Consider the following 16,744-nt stretch of genomic DNA (forward strand, 5'->3'; position numbering starts at 1 on the left):
GCGCGTATAGATGAGGTGTATACGGAAGGAAAGGCATACATGTACGGCAAGGCATTCGCCCCGGAGTACCAGGGCGCGCTCACCGCCCTCTCCGTGAACTCCTCGCTCGACGACGTCCTGGCCGCCGGCACCGCCCAGTTGAGGGCGGCCGAGCGGGCCGGACGGCACGGGGAGGCGGCGCGCTCGGGGCTCGCGGTCGCCGAGGCGCAGCGCCGGCTCGGCAAGGTCGCCGACGCCGACCGGACCTGGAAGGCGAGTTACCGGGCCGCCCGTCGGGCGGGGGACACCGCGGGCATGGCCTGGGCGCTGTGGAGCGGCGGCACCCTGGCCCGGCAGCGGGGCCGATTCGCCCTGGCCCGGCGGCTGTTGGGGCTCGCGGCCGAGCTCGGCGAGCGTGGCGGGGACGTCGTCGTGCGCGGTTACTCGCTGGCGGGTCTCGCCGAGACCGGGCGCATCCAGGGCGACTACGAGGCCGTGGGCCGGCTGCACGAGCAGTTGCTGGCCGAGGCCAGGCGGCGCGGCGAGGCACGGCACACGGTGTGGGCGCTGTCCGGCATCGCGCAGATGCACCGCAACACCGGGTCCTACGACACCGCGTTCGCCATGTTCGAGGAGGCGGCCCGGATCGCCGAGGCCGCCGACGACCACCGCGGTCACGCCTGGGCGCTGCGCGGGCTCGCCGATCTCGCCTCCGTGCGCGACGGCGACACCGAGCGGGCCCTCGCCCTGCTGTCCGAGGCGGAGGTGACGTGCCGGGAGATGAACCTGTCCAGCGCGCTGGCCTACAACCACAAGATGCGCGGCAACGTCCTGTACCGGGCCGGGCGTTGCGCCGAGGCCCGCGACCTGTACGAGCGGGCGCTCGCCGAGTTCCGTGCCATGAGCGAACCGCGCGGTGAGGCCCTGGCGCGGCTCGGGCTCGCCAAGGCGCTGGCCCGCCTCGGCCGCGACCGTGCCGAGACCGCGGCCGAACTGGCCGATCTGGCACGCGTGCTGGAGCGGACCGGGCTGCGGCACGCCCGCGAGATGGTGGCCCGGGCCCAGGAGGAGTTCGGCGTGGCCACGGAGGCGGTGCTGTGACGACGGTCGCCCCTCCCGAAGTCCTCACCCGGTGCCGCGCGTTGGTGCGCCCCGCACTCCAGGAGGCCGTCGGCACACTGCACCCCTGGGTGGGCGAGATGGCCGCCTACGCCTTCGGCTGGTGCGAGGTCGGCGGCGCTCCGGCCACGGCGTCCGGCGGCAAGGGGGTGCGGCAGGCGCTCGCCGTGCTGGCGGCCGAGGGGGCCGGCGCCCCCGGGCGGGCCGGGGTGCCCGCGGCGGTCGCGGTCGAGCTGGTGCATGTCTTCTCCCTGCTCCACGACGACATCATGGACGACGACCCGGCTCGGCGCGGCCGGGCCACGGTGTGGAAGGCCTACGGCACCGGACCCGCCGTGCTCGCGGGCGACGCCCTGTTCGCCCTCGCCGTCGAGACGCTGGCCGGCGCCGGCTCCGGCGCCCTGCGGCTGCTGTCCGCGGCCCTGTCCGGCCTGGTGCGCGGCCAGGCGGACGACCTCCTGTTCGCGACCCGCCCCTGGACGGGTCCGGAGCGGGTGCGGCCCGACGAGTACCGGGCCATGGCCGAGCACAAGACCGGGGCACTGCTGGGCTGCGCGGCCGCACTGGGCGCTCTGCTCGGCGGGGCGCCGCCGAGCAGGGTGGCCGCGCTGGACCGGGCGGGACGGCACCTGGGCGTCGCGTTCCAGATCGTCGACGACGTCCTGGGCATCTGGGGCGACCCGCAGGTCACGGGCAAACCGGTGCACGGCGATCTACGGGAACGGAAGAAGACGTTCCCGGTGCTCTGCGCGCTCGACGCGCCAACTCCCGAGGCGGCGCGCCTGGCGCGGCTCCTGGAGTCGGACGGGGCCCCGCAGGAGACGGCGGCCCTGATCGAGGAGTGCGGCGGCAGAGCGGCCGCCCTCGCCGAGGCCCGCCGTCACCTGGCGTCCGCGGGGACGGCCCACGAGCTGCGGCCCTTGCTGGACTACCTCGTGCGGCGCGATCTCTGACACCGAGTTGACCTGCGCCGCAGGGGGGGACAGGGTGCGGGGAGAGCTCACCTCGCGGAAGGAAAACCGTCTTGATCGGGATCACGGACATCGAGCGGCAGGCCGGGCTGATCGCCGGCCACGTCGTGCGCACACCGACCCTGCCCAGCCCCGGTCTGTCCGCGCTCCTGGGTGCTCCCGTCACCGTCAAGCTCGAACTGCTCCAGCGCACCGGCTCGTTCAAGGCGCGCGGGGCGACGGCCAAGCTGCTGTCGCTGAGCGAGGCGGAGCGGGCGGCCGGGGTCGTGGCGGTCAGCGGCGGCAACCACGGGATCGCCCTCGCACACATGGCGGCGGCCCTCGACGTCAAGGCGACGGTGGTCATGCCGCGCTCGGCGCCCGCCCGGTCCGTGGAGATCGTCGAGGCGACCGGGGCCTCGCTGCGGCTGACGGACGACATGGACGGCGCCTTCTCCCTCGTGAACCGGCTGCGGGACGAGGGGCTGACGCTGGTCCACCCCTTCGACGACCCCGTGGTGATCGCGGGGCAGGGGACGGTCGGAACGGAGTTCGCCGAGGACGCGGGCGAGCTCACCGACGTCCTCGTCAGCGTCGGGGGCGGCGGCCTGATCGCCGGGGTGGCGGCGGCCCTGCGGGCGCGGCGGCCCGGTGTGAGGGTCTGGGGTGTGGAGACCGAGGGCGCCGAGGCCATGAGCCGGGCGCTCGCCGCGGGCGGGCCGGTGCCGGTCCCGCTGTCCTCCGTCGTGTCCACCCTGAGCGCCCCGTCCGTCTCACAGCTCACCTACGACCACGTGGCGGCCCTGGTCACCGAGGTCCTCGTGGTCCCGGACCGCGAGGCGGTACGGGGCTGCCTCGACCTCGCCGACCACGCCAAGGTGTGGGGCGAGCCCGCGGCCGGATGTCTCCTGCCCGCCGCCCGGACCGTGCTGGAGCGGGTCGGCGACGGCTGCCGGCTGGGCCTCGTCGTGTGCGGCGGGAACGCCACCACCGCCGACGTCATGGACTGGGCCGGGCGGTTCGGGCTGCGCTGACCGCGGCGATCGATTCCGGCCGTTCTACTGACCTGTGAGTCAGAAATCGAGCAACCAGGAAGCGGATTCCCCCGGTTGCCGTTTTGATTGAACGCACCCCGCCGCACCCGCCGTACCTCTGTGAAAGGTGAGAGCCAGGGGTTCAGCGAGGGATGACCATGGTCAAGGCGCACGTCTCCACACACGAGTTGGTCGCCGGACGGTACCGGCCCCTGGACGTCCTGCACCGCGAGACCAACCGGACCTGCTGGTACGGCGAGGACGTCTCGGCCGAACGCTCCTGCCTGCTCACCGAGATCGCGCTGCCGGCCGGCACGGCCGAGGAGACCGCTGCGCGCACCGCCGCGGGAGTGGTCCGGATGTCCAAGACCATGCGGGTGGTGTCCCCCGGCCGGATCGCCGCGGTCGTGGACGCCGTGGCGCAGCAGGGCGTCCTGTGGACCGTCACCGAGCCGGTCGACGGCATCCCGCTGGGCGAACTCCTCGCCCGGCAGGGGACGTTCGACCACGGGCGGGCGGCCCGTGTCGGCCTGGAGCTCCTCGAGGTGCTGGAGGCGGCGCACGGCGAGGGCATCACCCACGGTGAACTCAGCCCGGGCCAGGTGTTCGTGCACCACCGGGGCACCGTCGTCGTCACCGGCTTCGGCCTGGCCGGGGCCACCCTCGCCCCGCGGCTGTCGGCACCGTCGTACGCCTCCCCCGAACAGGCCCGCGACGAGCGCATCGGGCCCGCCGCCGATCTGTGGGCGCTCGGCGCGATCCTCTACACGCTGGTCGAGGGACGTCCGCCGTTCCGCGACCGCGACCGCCCCGCGGCCACCCTCAAGGGCGTCGACCGGCTGCCGCTGCGGGCCCCGGTGCGGGCCGGACCGCTCACCCCGACCGTGCAGGGGCTGCTGCGCAAGAACTCCCACGAACGCCTCAGCCGCACGGCCGTCCGCACCGCGCTGCTGCGCGTCCTCGACGAGGACCCCGGCGCGGCCGCGCCGGAGGAGCCCGCGCCACGGCTACGCGCCGCCCTGACCGCAATGCCCCCGGGCCGCAGCGGCAGGCTGCTCGTCGCGGGGACCGCCCTGGCCGTCGTCACGGTGGCCGCGGCCGTCCTCACGGTCACCAAGGTGCTGCCCGGCGGCGACAGCGGGACCACCGGCGAGGCGGCCGCCCCCTCCGCCTCGGCCTCCGCCGCCACCCCCGCCCCGGTGCCACCGGCCCCCTCCCCGTCGGTCACCGCGCCCGGGAACCGCACCGACCAGAGCTCCGCCCCGCCCGCCTCCCCGACGCCCACCCCGAGCCCGAGCAGGACGGCCGGCCCCACCGCGGGCACGGGCCTGCCCGCCGGATACCGCACGTACCACTCCCCCGAGGGCTTCTCCCTCGCCCTCCCCGAGGGCTGGAAGCCACTGGAGACCTCACGCCAGGACGACCTGGCCTACCGCGTCGTCTTCGGGGCCTCCGGCGACCCGCGCACACTCGCCGTCACCTACAGCGAGGCCGTCGGAACGGACCCCGTGGCCGTGTGGCGCGACACCGTCGAGCCGGGGCTGGCGGACGACCCCGGCTACGAGCGCCTCGGTGACATCCGGGCCACGACCTACCAGGGCCGCGAAGCCGCCGACATGCAGTGGGTGGAGGACGTCGACGGCACCCGGGTGCGCACGTTCGGCCGGGGCTTCCTCATCGGCGGGGGCCGCGGCTACTCACTGCGCTTCTCGGCCCCCGCGGCCGACTGGAACGACGACGCGAACCAGGAGGCGCTCGACACCTTCCTGAGCACGTTCCGGGTGCCCTCAGGCTGAGCGCGGCGCCCGCATCCGCCGCAGCGGACCGCCGTGCAGGGGCTGGGTCCGCCACCGCGCGGTGAAGGTCCGGTCCCCGAGCGAGCACGTCACCAGCAGGTGGTGCGGGGTCTCCAGGAACGCCATGTCGAGGGCAAGGGTCTCCGTGTCGGTCCAGCCGCCGCTCACCGCGACGGGCACGGGCTCGTCGACGACCGTCCAGCCGCTCCCCCCGGCTCCGAACCGCACCTCCAGCCGGTCGCCGTCGTCGACCAGGACCACCCGGCCGCCCGGGTCCACCTCGATCCCGGTCAGGGCCGGCCGGTCGGCGCACGTACCGCCGTGGGGCGTGAAGGAGGTGTTCCAGTCCTCCGCGCGGCCGGCCGGGACGGGCTTGCCCTCGGCGGGCGGCAGGGCGAGCCGTGCCAGCCGGTCGGCCAGGGCCGCGTCCGCCGCGCCACCGCCGGGCAGCGGGCCGGCGCCGAAGGCGGGCAGCAGGTGCTCCCAGGCCAGGTCCAGGACCCGCTGCATGTCCACGGTCTCCGAGGTGATCGCGAGCACCGCGTCCTGCTCGGGCAGCACCACGCAGAACTGCCCGTAGGCCCCGTCACCGCGGTAGCCGTGCCGGGCCATCCAGAACTGGAAGCCGTAGCCCTGCTGCCAGTCCGCCCAGCCGTTCACCGTCGCCGTCTCGTGCGCGATCTGGACCCGCGTCGCCTCGGCCACCCACGACTCCGGCAGCAGCCGCTCGCCCTGCCACACCCCGCCGCGCAGATACAGCTCGCCGAGCCGGGCGATCGCGTCGGTCGTGGCGTGCAGCCCGCTGAAGCCGAGCTCGCGGCCCCTGCGGTCGGCGATCCAGGCCGCCTCGCCGATGCCGAGCGGCTCGAACAGCCGGGGCCGCAGGTACTCCGTGAGCCTCTCGCCCGTGACCCGCTGGACGATCGCGGCGAGGGTGTAGGTGGCGGGCTGGTTGTACGCGAAGACGGTGCCGGGGTCCTTGTCGGGCGGGACCAGCAGGAAGCCCCGCACCAGTTCGTCGCGGTCCAGGGCGCGGGCCCGGTCCAGGGTCTCCTCCGCGTGACCGCTGGCCATCGACGCCACATGCCGTACGAGCATCGCGCGGCTGCGCGGGTCGGTGATCTCGGCCTCGAACTCCGGGAAGTACGAGATCACCGGGTCGTCCAGCCGGATCAGCCCCTCGGCGACGGCGAACCCGGCGGCCGTGGCCGTGAAGCTCTTGCTGAGCGAGTAGAGCAGCTGGGGCCGGTCCGGGGCGTACGGGGCCCACCAGCCCGAGGCCACGACCTGGCCGTGGCGCAGCAGCATCAGGCTGTGCGGTTCGAGGTGCGGGTCGGCTTCGAGGGCGTCGAGGAAGGCCGCCACGCCGGACGCGTCGACGCCCTGGGCGGCGGGGGTGCTCGTGGGCAGGGAACTCATGGCCGCATCCTCTCCCGTCCACCGGCCCTTGATCGAGTGTGTTGCGGAAGCCCGTTTTCTCCTGCGGCCACCGGGGACTCGGGCCCCATGGTGCAAATCGGATACACGATGATGACCGAGCAGGCCGGCCCCCGTGAGCTGGTGGGCCATGTGGTGCGGGCCGAGGAGGTCGGCTACGACTTCTCGGTGACCTCGGACCACTATTTCCCCTGGCTCCGGTCGCAGGGACACTCGCCGTACGCGTGGAGCGTGCTCGGGGCGGCTGCCCAGGCGACTTCGCGCATTCCGCTGATGACGTACGTGACCTGCCCCTCCTTCCGCTACCACCCGGCGGTGGTGGCACAGAAGGCGGCGACCATGCAGCTCCTCTCGGAGGGCCGGTTCCGGCTGGGCCTCGGCTCGGGCGAGAACCTCAACGAGCACGTGGTGGGCGGCGGCTGGCCCTCGGCCGACGTACGGCACGAGATGCTGGAAGAGGCGGTGGAGATCATCCGCGCGCTGTTCCGGGGCGGCCACGTGAACCACCGCGGGACCCACTTCGACGTGGAGTCGGCCCGGCTGTGGGACCTCCCGGACGAGCCGCCGCAGATCGGTCTGGCGGTCTCCGGCGAGCAGTCGTGCGCCCTGGCCGGCCGTCTCGCCGACCTCGTCATCGCCACGGAGCCCAAGGCGGGCCTCCTCGACGCGTTCGACCGCAATGGCGGCGAGGGCAAGCCGCGGGTGGGGCAGCTGCCCGTCTGCTACGACCCCGACCGGGACACCGCGATCAAGCGGGCGCACTCCCAGTTCCGCTGGTTCGGCAACGGCTGGAAGGTCAACTCGGAGCTGCCGCACCCCGATTCCTTCGAGTCGGCCACGCAGTTCGTCACCCCTGACGACGTGGCGGCGTCGATTCCGTGCGGCGACGACCCCGACGCCTTCGTCGAGGCCGTACGCCCGTATGCGGAGGCCGGCTTCACCGAGATCGCGCTGGTGCAGATCGGCGGCGAGTCCCAGCCCGAGTTCCTGGACTGGTCGGAGAAGACCCTGCTGCCCGCGCTGCGTGACGCGTTCGCCTGAGCGGTGGGCCTGCCGAGGCGGTCCCCTGGGGTGCAATAGGCTTTCCGACTCGCACGTCGTGCGGTCCGAACGAGCCTGACCAGGAGAAACACCCGTGAGCCTAGCGATCGACCCGTCCGAGGCGTCGGCCCCCGTCTCCTCCTCCGAACCACCGCGGGAGGCGTCCCCCGCGCCCCTGAGTGACCTCGTCGCGCGGGACGCCCGCGAGTTCGGGGTGTACGCGCGGACCGGCGGATGGGCCTTCGGCCTGATGGTGGCGCGCAGTGTGCGGCCCGGCGGCCAGAGCGCGGACGAGACGCCGAAGGTGTCCGCGAAGGAGTTCGCCGAGCTCGCCGGCTGCTCGCCCGAGCGCGTGATGCGCTACTACAAGGCCTGGGACCGGGCCGCCGACGACGGCATGGTCCCGCACTTCGAGGCGCTGGCGCCGGGCCAGGAGGTGGAGCTGCCGGACGCGGACGTGTGGCTCGGCTACTACGTCTCCCGCAGCAGCGCCGCATCCGAGCGCGGCACCGCCATCGCCGAGGCCGCGGAGGCCGAGGGCATCCGCCCGACGAAGGCCCTGGAGGTCGCCGAGAACCCGACCGCGCTGCGCGCCGCGATCCTCGCCGACCCCTCCACGGCCCGGGCCGCGCGCAGCGCCCTGCTCGACCGGATCAAGGAGGACCCGGAGCTCCAGGCCTCGCTGGCCCGGGACGTGGTGCGCACCGACGATCTGAAGAAGGCCGTGGCCACCGAGAGCAGGGCGGCCGACCGGATCGGATACGTCCGGCAGATCGCCGAGTCCGGGCAGGTGAAGACGCCGGCCGGGCAGACCATCGACGCACCCGTGGACCTGCGCCAGGAGGCCGAGCGGCACCTGTCCCTCCTGGAGGAGCTGGAGGAGGACGAGGACACCGGCGAGTGGGCGGCCGAGGCGTTCGACACCATGAAGTCCCTCGTCGCCGAGGCCGTGGAGGCCGATCCCGAACTCCGGGTCCAGGAGCGGCGGACGAAGTTCTACAACAGCCTCCAGAAGGCCACCAAGGTGTTCGAGGAGCTGACCTTCGACGACGCCCAGGACTTCTACGAGGACGACATGGTCCAGCAGCTGGAGGAACTCCAGCAGGCCATCGCCTCGTGCATCACGGCCCTGCGCACCGCGAAGGGGAATCACCCGGACGGCTGAGCATCTTGGCCGTGGGAGGGGTACTAGAGGGCTCTACGTCGTTTCCCCGGAGGCCCCCAGGTGAACCGCTTCGTCCACAGGACCGCGCACAAGACCCTCGTCGTGCAGCTGCAAGCGGGCGGTACGGGCCGGTGCCCCGTGCTCGCCCACCTGGGGTACGACGCCACGGACCCGTTCGCCGTCACCGCGGTGTTCAGCCATGACGGCCGGGTGCTGGCGCGGTGGCGGCTGGACCGGGAGATGCTCGCCGAGGGTCTGAGCGGTCCGGTCGGCGTCGGGGACGTGCGGTTCAGCCCGGTCTCGACCGGGGTCTGGGAGGAACTGCGCATGGAGTTCTTCGGTGACGCCCGCTCCGACGGGGGCCGCCAGCACGCCGTGGTCTTCGCGTGGGCCCCGGCGCTGGCGTCCTTCCTGCGCGAGACCCGCGAGATCGTGCCGCCGGGCCAGGAGGAGGTCAGAGTGGACGACTTCCTGGCCTCGGTCATCGCGGGCGGCTGAGACCGGGTCCGGTGCGCACGCGGGCCTGAGTAGCCGTACTCATGCCGCTGCCGCCCCCTGCCCCGACGATGGGTGCTCCTACGACAAGGAGCACCTCATGACCGCTGTGCGCCGGCCCCTGCCGGTCCTGCTCGCCTGGGCCGTGGTCGCCGCGCTGGCCCTGTCCGCGTGGGGGCCGCGCGACCGCACCACCTGGTTCCTGGAGACCGTGTGGGTCATGGTCGGACTGCCCCTGATCGTGCTGACGTGGCGCCGTTTCCCGCTGACCGACCTGCTGTGCTGTCTGCTGGCGGTCCACGCGCTGGTGCTGATCGTGGGCGGTCACTACACCTACGCGCAGGTCCCGCTCGGCGACTGGGTCCGCGACACCTTCGGGCTCGACCGCAATCCGTACGACCGTCTCGGCCACCTGATGCAGGGCTTCGTGCCGGCGGTCCTCGTACGCGAGCTCCTCGTCCGTACGTCCCCGCTGCGGGGCAGTCGCTGGTCGGCACCGCTGACGGTGTGCGCGTGCCTGGCCTTCAGTGCCGTCTTCGAGATGCTGGAGTGGGCGGCCGCGGTGACCGGCGGTCAGGCGGCGGACGCCTACCTGGCCACGCAGGGCGATGTGTGGGACACCCAGTGGGACATGTTCTGCGCGCTGATCGGCGCCACGGTGTCCGTGCTCGTGCTGGGCCGCCCGCACGACCGGCAACTGGAGGGCCTGCGCGTCACTCCGTCGTGTAGCGGCGCCGGGTCCACAGGGGCACGCCGAACCAGCACGTCAGGTACCAGGCCACTACTCCCGTGACCAGCCAGGGCACCCAGTCGTCGTGGGTCGCGACCCGCAGGATCAGCAGCAGGGCGCAGGTCATCGTCGTCAGCAGCAGGACCAGCCCGACGAAGGTCAGCCGGGAGGCGATCCGCACGGCCTGGGGCTTGATGCGCCGCCCCGAGACCAGGCGGTGCAGGGAGACCGGTCCGATCAGGGCACCGGTGGCGCAGGAGCCGAGGACGACCGTCACGATGTAGATGACCTGGTCGGTGTCGGTCAGCTGGGTGTACCGCGGGGTGAACACCACGGTGAGCAGGAAGCCGAACAGAATCTGCACACCCGTCTGCGCGACCCGTATCTCCTGGATGAGTTCGCCCCACATGCGGTCCGCGCGCTCTTCCTCGGTCTCGTCGCGGCCTGTCCGTCTCACCGTGTCGACCATGCGGTACGGGTATCCGGTGGCTGATCGTTCAAACAGCCCGGCTCCGGGACCGGCGAGCTGCCGGGTCCCGGAGCCGGGCGGCGGTCACCAGCGGTTCTCGACCTGGTCCTTGATGCGACGGTCGTAGAGGTCGCGGACGGCCGCGAGGGTGTCCTCGGACAGCGGCGGCAGCTTGGCGGCGGCCGCGTTGGCGCGGGCCTGCTCGGGGTTGCGGGCGCCGGGGATCACGGTGGTGACGCCGGGCTGCTCGATGATCCAGCGCAGCGCGAGCTGGGCCGGGGTGTAGCCCTCGGGCGCGAGAGCGGTGAACTCGGCGGCGGCCTCGACACCGGTGGCGTAGTCGACGCCGGAGAAGGTCTCGCCGACGTCGAAGGCCTCGCCGTGCCGGTTGTAGGCGCGGTGGTCGTTCTCCGGGAAGACCGTGTCCCTGGTGTACTTGCCGGACAGCAGGCCCGAGGCCAGCGGGACGCGGGCGATGATGCCGACGCCGGCCTCCTGGGCGGCGGGCAGCACCTCGCGCAGCGGCTTCATGCGGAAGGCGTTGAGGATGATCTGCACGCTCGCCACACCCGGCCGGGCGATCGCGGTCAGCGCCTCCTCACAGGTCTCGACGCTGACGCCGTAGTGGGCGATGCGCTCCTCCTCGACCAGGGTGTCGAGGGCGTCGAAGACCTCGTCGGTGGAGTACACGGGCGTCGGCGGGCAGTGCAGCTGGACCAGGTCGATGCGGTCGACGCCGAGGTTGCGGCGGGAACGGTCGTTCCAGGCGCGGAAGTTGTCGAGGACGTAGTTCTCGGGGATCTGGTCGACGCGGCGGCCCATCTTCGTCGCGACCAGCACATGCAGGTCGGGCCGGCTGCTGAGGAAGGTGGCGATGGTCTGCTCGCTGCGTCCGTCGCCGTACACGTCCGCCGTGTCGAAGAAGGTGACCCCCGACTCGGCGGCCGCCTCCAGCACCGCGAGGGCTTCCTTGTCGTCGACGTCCCCCCAGTCGGCCCCCAGCTGCCAGGTGCCGAGTCCGACGACGGATGCGTGCTGCTGCGACCTGCCGAATGTGCGCTCGTCCATGGGGTCAGTGTGTCATCCGCCACCGATCTGCGCGGAACGGGTCGCTCCGGGGCGGGACCTGTGCATTGTTCACTCGCACGGGTGATACGCAGCCCCGTGGGGCATGCACGTGTCAACGTCCGCCTAGCGTGACCCCGTGACTGATCGTTTCGTGAGCAACCACCCGCAGGACAACCCGTCCTGGACCCGTCGCGGCTTCCTCATGAGCGCCGCCGCCCTCACTGCCGTACCGATCCTGCTGCCGGCCGATCCCGCGGCCGCGGCCGCGGAACTGCCCGACTTCCCGGCGGGCGTGGCCCTGCGGCGTTCGGCGTACCGGAACTGGGTCGGCGAGATCACCGCCGACGGGCTGTGGGCCTGTTCGCCGACCGGCCCCGACCAGGTGGTCGAGGTCGTCAACTGGGCCTGGCGGCACGGCTGGCGGGTCCGCGCGCGGGGTTCCTCGCACGGCTGGTCACCCCTCACCGTGACCGAGGGCACCACCTCGGACGCGCCCGTCCTCCTCGTCGACACCGCCTCCCACCTCACCGGTCTGTCACTGGACTCCGCCTCCGCCGTGCGGGCCGGCACCGGTGTCACGCTGGAGGAACTGCTCACCTATCTGGAGGAGCACGGACTCGGGGTCACCGCCGCGCCCGCACCCGGCGACCTCACGCTGGGCGGGGCCCTGGCGATCGACGCGCACGGCACCGCCGTACCGGCCGCCGGGGAGCAACGGCAGCCGGGACAGACGTACGGCTCGCTGAGCAATCGCATCCTGTCGCTGACGGCGGTGGTGTGGGACGAGGAGAGCGGGGCGTACGCGCTGCGCACCTTCAGCCGCGCCGAGGCCGACAGCGCCGCCCTGCTCACCCATCTGGGACGGACCTTCGTCACCGAGGTCGTGCTGCGGGTGGGCGCGAACAGCAATCTGCGCTGTGTGAGCCGGGTCGACATCCCGGCCGCGGAGCTCTTCGCCGCGCCCGGCGGCGACGGGCGGACCTTCGCGAGCTTCCTGGAGAATGCCGGACGCGTCGAGGCGATCTGGTTCGCCTACACGGAGTTCCCGTGGCTGAAGGTGTGGAGCGTGGCGCCGACCAGGCCGCTGACCTCGCGGCGCGTGACCTCACCGTACAACTACCCCTTCTCCGACAACGTCCCGACCGTGGTGGCGGACCTGGCCGGGCGAATGGTGTCGGACGCGGCCTGGTACCTGGCTCCGGTGCTCGGGAACGCGCAGCTCGACGTGGCGGCCGTGGGGCTCACGGCGACGCTGTCGGCGGACATCTGGGGGCCGTCCAAGAACACGCTGCTCTACATCAGGCCGACCACGCTGCGGGTGACCGCGAACGGGTACGCGGTCCTGACCGGCCGGGACCAGGTGCAGCGGGTGGTCTCCGAGTTCACGGACTTCTACCGGGAGCGGCTGGCCGCCTACACCGCCCGGGGGAAGTTCCCGGTCAACGGGACGGTGGAGATCAGGGTGACCGGGCTCGACGATCCGGCCGAGGCCGAGCTGGACGGGGCGCGGGCCCCGCTGCTGTCGGCGCTGCGGGAGGACCGGGCGCGTCCCGAGTGGGACACGGCGGTGTGGCTGGACATCCTGACGCTGCCGGGGACGCCGTACGCGGAGGCCTTCCTGCGGGAGATCGAGCAGTTCCTGTTCGAGGGCTGGGAGGGGACGCGTGTCGAGTGGTCCAAGGGCTGGGCCTACACCGACGACGACGTGTGGGCGGACGAGGAGGTGCTGGGGACGACGATTCCCGGGTCGTTCGGCGAGGCGGTGTGGGGGCAGGCGGCGGGCGTGCTGGACCGGCTCGATCCGCACGGCGTGTTCGGCAACGCCTTCCTGGACCGGCTGTTCCGCTAGGGCGTCAAGTGGGCCTGCACCGTGGGGGCGTAGCGGTCCACGAGGTCGTCCACGGCTCTCGCCCGCAGCTCGGCGCCCCGGGCGATGCCGTACATCACGCCCAGGCCGAGGAGGGTGCCCACCGCCAGTTCGGCGCGCAGGCCTGCGTCGGGGCCCGGCAGCCGCTCCGCGAGGCGGTCGACCACCTGGGCGCGGAAGTTGACCCTCAGGATGTCGCCGTGTTCGCCCTGGACGGGGGCGAAGGCGATCCGGAGCAGGGGGTCGGCGCCGCGTTCGATCTGGCCGGTGAGGACGTGGCGGACCATGTGGCGGCCCAGCTCGTCCAGGGGTGCGTCCAGCAGGGCCGTCGCGTCGGACGCGAAGGACATGACGCGCGCGAGGAGGGCGTCCTTGTTGCCGAAGTACTTCACGATCAACGGCGGGCTGACACCGGCCCGTTCGGCGACCGCCTTGAGGGTGATGTCGGCGTGGGGGGTGCGGGCCAGGAGGTAGCGGGCCGCCTTGAGGATGGCGGCCCGGGTCGCCTCGGCGTCCCGACGGGCGGGTGCGGCGGTGGGGGGCGTGGGGCTCACGGCACTCATGCTCCCTCCATGACCCTGTCCCCCGCACCCGGGGTACCGCCCCCGGACGCGGAGTCACCGGGAATCGTCAGGGCCACCACGTAGCGGCCAGGTGCGGCGGTCGAAACCAGCGACCTCACCGCACTCATGCTCCCTCCATCGCCCCGTCCCGCGCGCCCCGGGTGCCGCCACCGGCCCGGCGGGGGCCCCCGGGCGTGGCGTCGCCGGGGATGGTGAGGGCTGCCGCGCAGGCCGCGAGGGCGACCGCACCGGCCATGGCGAAGGCCAGGAGATAGCCGTGCAGGGTGGGCATGGGGGCGCCGCCCACCGGGCTGGTGTGGTGGACCAGTACCGCTGCGACCGCCGCACTGGAGGTGGCCTGGCCGATGGTGCGCATCAGGACGTTGACGCCGTTGGCGGAGGCGGTCTGCTCGGCGGGGACGGCACGCAGGATCAGGGTGGGCAGGGCCGAGTAGGCGAGGGTGGTGCCGGTGGACACCACGGTCGCGCCCAGGATGACCATCCACAGGTCACGGCTGTCCGCGATGCGCACCCCGTAGCCGCACGCGATGACCGCGGCGCCGAGGGCGAGCGTGACGCGCGGGCCGCGGGAGGCGGAGATCCGGGCGGAGAGCGGGGAGAACAGCAGCATGGTGACGCCGCCGGGCAGCAGGCACAGGCCGGTGGCCACGATCGACAGGCCCAGTCCGTAGCCGGTGGCCTTCGGTGCCTGGACGAGTTGGGCCGTCACCAGGGAGTTGGCGTAGAACGCGAAACCGGTGAGCAGGGCGGCCACATGGGACAGGCCCACCCGCGGCCGGGTGACCAGCCGCAGGTCCACCAGGGGCTGCTCGGTGCGCAGTTGGCGCCACCACCACAGGGCAAGGACGGCGACGGACACCAGGAAGAGGCCGAGGACGCGGGGGCTGCCCCAGCCCCACTGGCCGCCCTGGGAGACCCCGAGCAGCAGGCTGACCAGGCCGACGGCCAGTCCCAGGGCGCCCGGGACGTCGAAGCGGCCCGGCCGGCGCACCGGGGACTCGCGGACCGCCCACGACACGGCCGCGACGCCGAGGGCGCCGAGGACGCCGGTCATCCAGAACATGGTGTGCCAGTCGGCGTACTGGACGACCATGGCGGCCAGCGGCAGGCCCAGCGCGGCACCGATCCCGACGGTGGAACTCATCATCGCGACCGCCGAACCCCGGCGCTCGGGCGGCAGCTCGTCGCGCAGGATGCTGATCGACAGCGGCACCACGGAGGCGGCGGCACCCTGGAGGGCGCGGGCCGCGATGAGCACGGTGATGTCGGACGACAGGGCGCACATCACCGAGCCGGCCGTCATGAGGACCAGGGACGCCGTCAGCACCTTGCGCTTGCCGCACATGTCACCGGCGCGGCCGAGCACCGGGGTGAGGACCGCTCCGGCCAGCAGGGTCGCGGTGACCATCCAGGAGACCGCGCCCGCCGAGGAGTGCGTCAGCCGGGGCAGGTCCGGCAGCAGGGGGACGACCACGGTCTGCATGACGGCCATGAGCATGCCGCACATCGCCAGCACCGGCACGGTGAGCCGGGCCCGCAGGCCGCTTCCGCGGGGCGGGGATATCGGGCCCTGCTGATCCATCGGCGCTCCGGATTCGAAAAGGAGAACAGCGGGTGAATGGCAATTCACTTTAGCGGTGAATCACCATTCACCCCAACTCCTGCCGGGTTCTGCGGCTACTTGCGGGAGGCCAGCTCCCGGGCGTGCACGCCGCGCGCGATCCTCGGTCCGAGCCAGCGCTTGAACCTGCGCAGCACCTCAAGGCGCCCGGCGGCCCGGTCGATCCGGTAGTACAGCTGCGGCGGGACGTAGGGCAGCAGCGGCGAGTGCCGCTGGCCGAGCAGGGCGAACATCTGCTCCGGGGGCAGGTCGATGTAGCGGGGCAGGTTCTCGTACCACTGGGCGCTGTGGCGGGCCGCACTCTGGACGGAGAGCAGCTCCGACTTGCGCTGCCGCTCGTACCGGGCGAGCGCCTGGGGAAGCTCGCCGTGCGTGCACAGGGCGTCGGCCAGGGCGATGGCGTCCTCCAGGGCGAGGGTGGTGCCGGCGCCGATGGAGTAGTGGGTGGTGTGGGCGGCGTCGCCGAGCAGGACGAGGTTGTCGCGGTGCCAGGTGCGGTTGGTGAGGGTGCGGAAGTTCAGCCACTGGGCGCTGCCGGAGCCGGTGGAGCGGCCGATCAGCGGGTGGCCGTCGAGGACGTCGTCGAACAGCTTCTCCAGCAGGGCGAGTCCGTCGGCCTCTTCGGCGGCGCCGAGGCCGAGGCCGGTCCAGGTCGTCGGTGCGCACTCGACGACGACGGTGCTGCGCTCGGGGCTGAAGGCGTAGCCGTAGCACCAGATCCAGCCGTGGTCGGTCTCGACGAAGGCGAAGGTGAAGGAGTCGAAGACCTTGCTGGTGCCGAGCCAGATGTAGTGGTTGCGGCCCGCTTCGACCTCGGCCCCGAAGTGCTCGGCGTGCCCGGTGCGCAGGGCGCTGCGCACGCCGTCGCCGGCCACGACGAGGTCGGCCGCGGGGAGGTTCCCGAGGGTGATCTCGTGCTCGAACTCCAGCCGCACCCCCAGCGATCGGGCCCGGGCGGCGAGGATCTCAAGGAGGCGGTGGCGGCCGATGCCGAACCCCTCGTCGCTGGGCCGCCGGGTGACCAGGTCGCGCACCCGGGCCTCGCCCTGGTTCCAGGTGACGGAGGCCTCCTCGATCGCGCGGGCCGACTCGGGGTCGTGCACGTGGAGCTTGTCGAGCAGTCCGCGCCAGTAGGTGACGCCCCAGCCGTAGGTCGAGCCCTCCGGGTCGCGCTCGTGGACCGTGATGTCGTGGGACGGGTCCTGCCGTTTCAGCAGGATCGAGAGATACAGGCCGGCGGGCCCGCCGCCGACGCAGGCGACCTTCACAAGCACCCCTAGGAATTACCCAAAGCGGTCAATTGGCAACGCAGAGTAGCAGCAGGGGCTTGCCGGACCCTTGCTCCGGTTCGCGCCACTTTCGGCACGTGAGGCGGGCCACTACCAGGGC

15 protein-coding genes are annotated in these 16,744 nt (G+C 72.9%); 9 read left to right on the top strand and 6 right to left on the bottom strand.

Annotated elements, in window-relative coordinates; genetic code table 11:
- Window positions 1-39: 39 nt before the first annotated feature.
- From M2163_RS08825 to M2163_RS08840, 4 genes are all read left to right on the top strand, one after another.
- The gene (locus M2163_RS08825; RefSeq protein WP_280853360.1) at window positions 40-1,080 is read left to right on the top strand and encodes a tetratricopeptide repeat protein; all 1,041 of its coding nucleotides are present in this window, start codon (window positions 40-42) and stop codon (window positions 1,078-1,080) included.
- Window positions 1,077-2,051, top strand: coding sequence for a polyprenyl synthetase family protein (locus M2163_RS08830; RefSeq protein WP_280893647.1), 975 nt, complete (start codon window positions 1,077-1,079; stop codon window positions 2,049-2,051). Before M2163_RS08825 ends, M2163_RS08830 begins: the two co-directional genes overlap by 4 nt.
- 71 nt (window positions 2,052-2,122) lie before the next feature.
- Complete coding sequence (locus M2163_RS08835) at window positions 2,123-3,082, top strand: threonine/serine dehydratase (protein WP_280893648.1); 960 nt, start codon at window positions 2,123-2,125, stop codon at window positions 3,080-3,082.
- A 152-nt stretch (window positions 3,083-3,234) separates the two neighbouring features.
- Window positions 3,235-4,878 (top strand): serine/threonine-protein kinase, encoded by a 1,644-nt coding sequence (locus tag M2163_RS08840; RefSeq protein ID WP_280893649.1) that lies wholly within the window; start codon window positions 3,235-3,237, stop codon window positions 4,876-4,878.
- Here the strand turns inward: M2163_RS08840 and M2163_RS08845 are convergent.
- On the bottom strand, window positions 4,870-6,297 hold the full coding sequence (locus tag M2163_RS08845) for a serine hydrolase domain-containing protein (RefSeq protein ID WP_280893650.1): 1,428 nt from the start codon (window positions 6,295-6,297) through the stop codon (window positions 4,870-4,872). The two genes, M2163_RS08840 and M2163_RS08845, sit on opposite strands and share 9 nt — an antisense overlap.
- An 87-nt stretch (window positions 6,298-6,384) precedes the next feature.
- On the opposite strand from M2163_RS08845, the gene M2163_RS08850 reads away from it, so the two are divergent.
- The 4 genes from M2163_RS08850 to M2163_RS08865 all read left to right on the top strand — a co-directional run bounded on the left by M2163_RS08850 (window position 6,385) and on the right by M2163_RS08865 (window position 9,809).
- The gene (locus M2163_RS08850) at window positions 6,385-7,356 is read left to right on the top strand and encodes an LLM class F420-dependent oxidoreductase (protein WP_280853356.1); all 972 of its coding nucleotides are present in this window, start codon (window positions 6,385-6,387) and stop codon (window positions 7,354-7,356) included.
- Between the two features lie 175 nt (window positions 7,357-7,531).
- On the top strand, window positions 7,532-8,521 hold the full coding sequence (locus M2163_RS08855) for a hypothetical protein (RefSeq protein ID WP_280854281.1): 990 nt from the start codon (window positions 7,532-7,534) through the stop codon (window positions 8,519-8,521).
- 60 nt (window positions 8,522-8,581) lie between these two features.
- Window positions 8,582-9,019, top strand: a complete 438-nt coding sequence (locus M2163_RS08860) for an SsgA family sporulation/cell division regulator (protein ID WP_280893651.1) — start codon at window positions 8,582-8,584, stop codon at window positions 9,017-9,019.
- Between the two features lie 97 nt (window positions 9,020-9,116).
- Window positions 9,117-9,809: a DUF2238 domain-containing protein gene (locus tag M2163_RS08865; protein ID WP_280893652.1), complete on the top strand. Its 693-nt coding sequence runs from the start codon at window positions 9,117-9,119 to the stop codon at window positions 9,807-9,809.
- Here the strand turns inward: M2163_RS08865 and M2163_RS08870 are convergent.
- Window positions 9,730-10,215 carry a DUF6328 family protein gene (locus tag M2163_RS08870; RefSeq protein WP_280893653.1) on the bottom strand — a complete coding sequence of 162 codons (486 nt, stop codon included), beginning with the start codon at window positions 10,213-10,215 and terminating at the stop codon, window positions 9,730-9,732. The two genes, M2163_RS08865 and M2163_RS08870, sit on opposite strands and share 80 nt — an antisense overlap.
- An 84-nt stretch (window positions 10,216-10,299) precedes the next feature.
- The gene (locus M2163_RS08875) at window positions 10,300-11,283 is read right to left on the bottom strand and encodes an aldo/keto reductase (protein ID WP_280853351.1); all 984 of its coding nucleotides are present in this window, start codon (window positions 11,281-11,283) and stop codon (window positions 10,300-10,302) included.
- Between the two features lie 202 nt (window positions 11,284-11,485).
- Here M2163_RS08875 and M2163_RS08880 point away from each other — a divergent pair, with 202 nt between their 5' ends.
- Complete coding sequence (locus tag M2163_RS08880) at window positions 11,486-13,132, top strand: cholesterol oxidase substrate-binding domain-containing protein (RefSeq protein ID WP_280897235.1); 1,647 nt, start codon at window positions 11,486-11,488, stop codon at window positions 13,130-13,132.
- Here the strand turns inward: M2163_RS08880 and M2163_RS08885 are convergent.
- From M2163_RS08885 to M2163_RS08895, 3 genes are all read right to left on the bottom strand, one after another.
- Entirely contained in the window at window positions 13,129-13,713 is a 585-nt protein-coding gene (locus M2163_RS08885) for a TetR family transcriptional regulator (protein WP_280893654.1), read from the bottom strand. The two genes, M2163_RS08880 and M2163_RS08885, sit on opposite strands and share 4 nt — an antisense overlap.
- Before the next feature lie 124 nt (window positions 13,714-13,837).
- On the bottom strand, window positions 13,838-15,316 hold the full coding sequence (locus tag M2163_RS08890; protein WP_280893655.1) for an MFS transporter: 1,479 nt from the start codon (window positions 15,314-15,316) through the stop codon (window positions 13,838-13,840).
- 95 nt (window positions 15,317-15,411) lie between these two features.
- Complete coding sequence (locus tag M2163_RS08895; RefSeq protein ID WP_280893656.1) at window positions 15,412-16,629, bottom strand: FAD-dependent monooxygenase; 1,218 nt, start codon at window positions 16,627-16,629, stop codon at window positions 15,412-15,414.
- Window positions 16,630-16,744 lie beyond the last annotated feature (115 nt).

Source organism: Streptomyces sp. SAI-135 (assembly GCF_029893805.1).
GTDB lineage: Bacteria > Actinomycetota > Actinomycetes > Streptomycetales > Streptomycetaceae > Streptomyces.

Excerpts from the sequence above, each read along its gene's own strand:
- M2163_RS08825 (WP_280853360.1), top strand. The coding sequence starts at position 40 with ATGTACGGCAAGGCATTCGCCCCGGAGTACCAGGGCGCGCTCACCGCC.
- M2163_RS08840 (WP_280893649.1), top strand. The coding sequence starts at position 3,235 with ATGACCATGGTCAAGGCGCACGTCTCCACACACGAGTTGGTCGCCGGA.
- M2163_RS08845 (WP_280893650.1), bottom strand. The coding sequence starts at position 6,297 with ATGAGTTCCCTGCCCACGAGCACCCCCGCCGCCCAGGGCGTCGACGCG.
- M2163_RS08850 (WP_280853356.1), top strand. The coding sequence starts at position 6,385 with ATGGTGCAAATCGGATACACGATGATGACCGAGCAGGCCGGCCCCCGT.
- M2163_RS08865 (WP_280893652.1), top strand. The coding sequence starts at position 9,117 with ATGACCGCTGTGCGCCGGCCCCTGCCGGTCCTGCTCGCCTGGGCCGTG.
- M2163_RS08870 (WP_280893653.1), bottom strand. The coding sequence starts at position 10,215 with ATGGTCGACACGGTGAGACGGACAGGCCGCGACGAGACCGAGGAAGAG.
- M2163_RS08875 (WP_280853351.1), bottom strand. The coding sequence starts at position 11,283 with ATGGACGAGCGCACATTCGGCAGGTCGCAGCAGCACGCATCCGTCGTC.
- M2163_RS08880 (WP_280897235.1), top strand. The coding sequence starts at position 11,486 with ATGAGCGCCGCCGCCCTCACTGCCGTACCGATCCTGCTGCCGGCCGAT.
- M2163_RS08885 (WP_280893654.1), bottom strand. The coding sequence starts at position 13,713 with ATGAGTGCCGTGAGCCCCACGCCCCCCACCGCCGCACCCGCCCGTCGG.
- M2163_RS08890 (WP_280893655.1), bottom strand. The coding sequence starts at position 15,316 with ATGGATCAGCAGGGCCCGATATCCCCGCCCCGCGGAAGCGGCCTGCGG.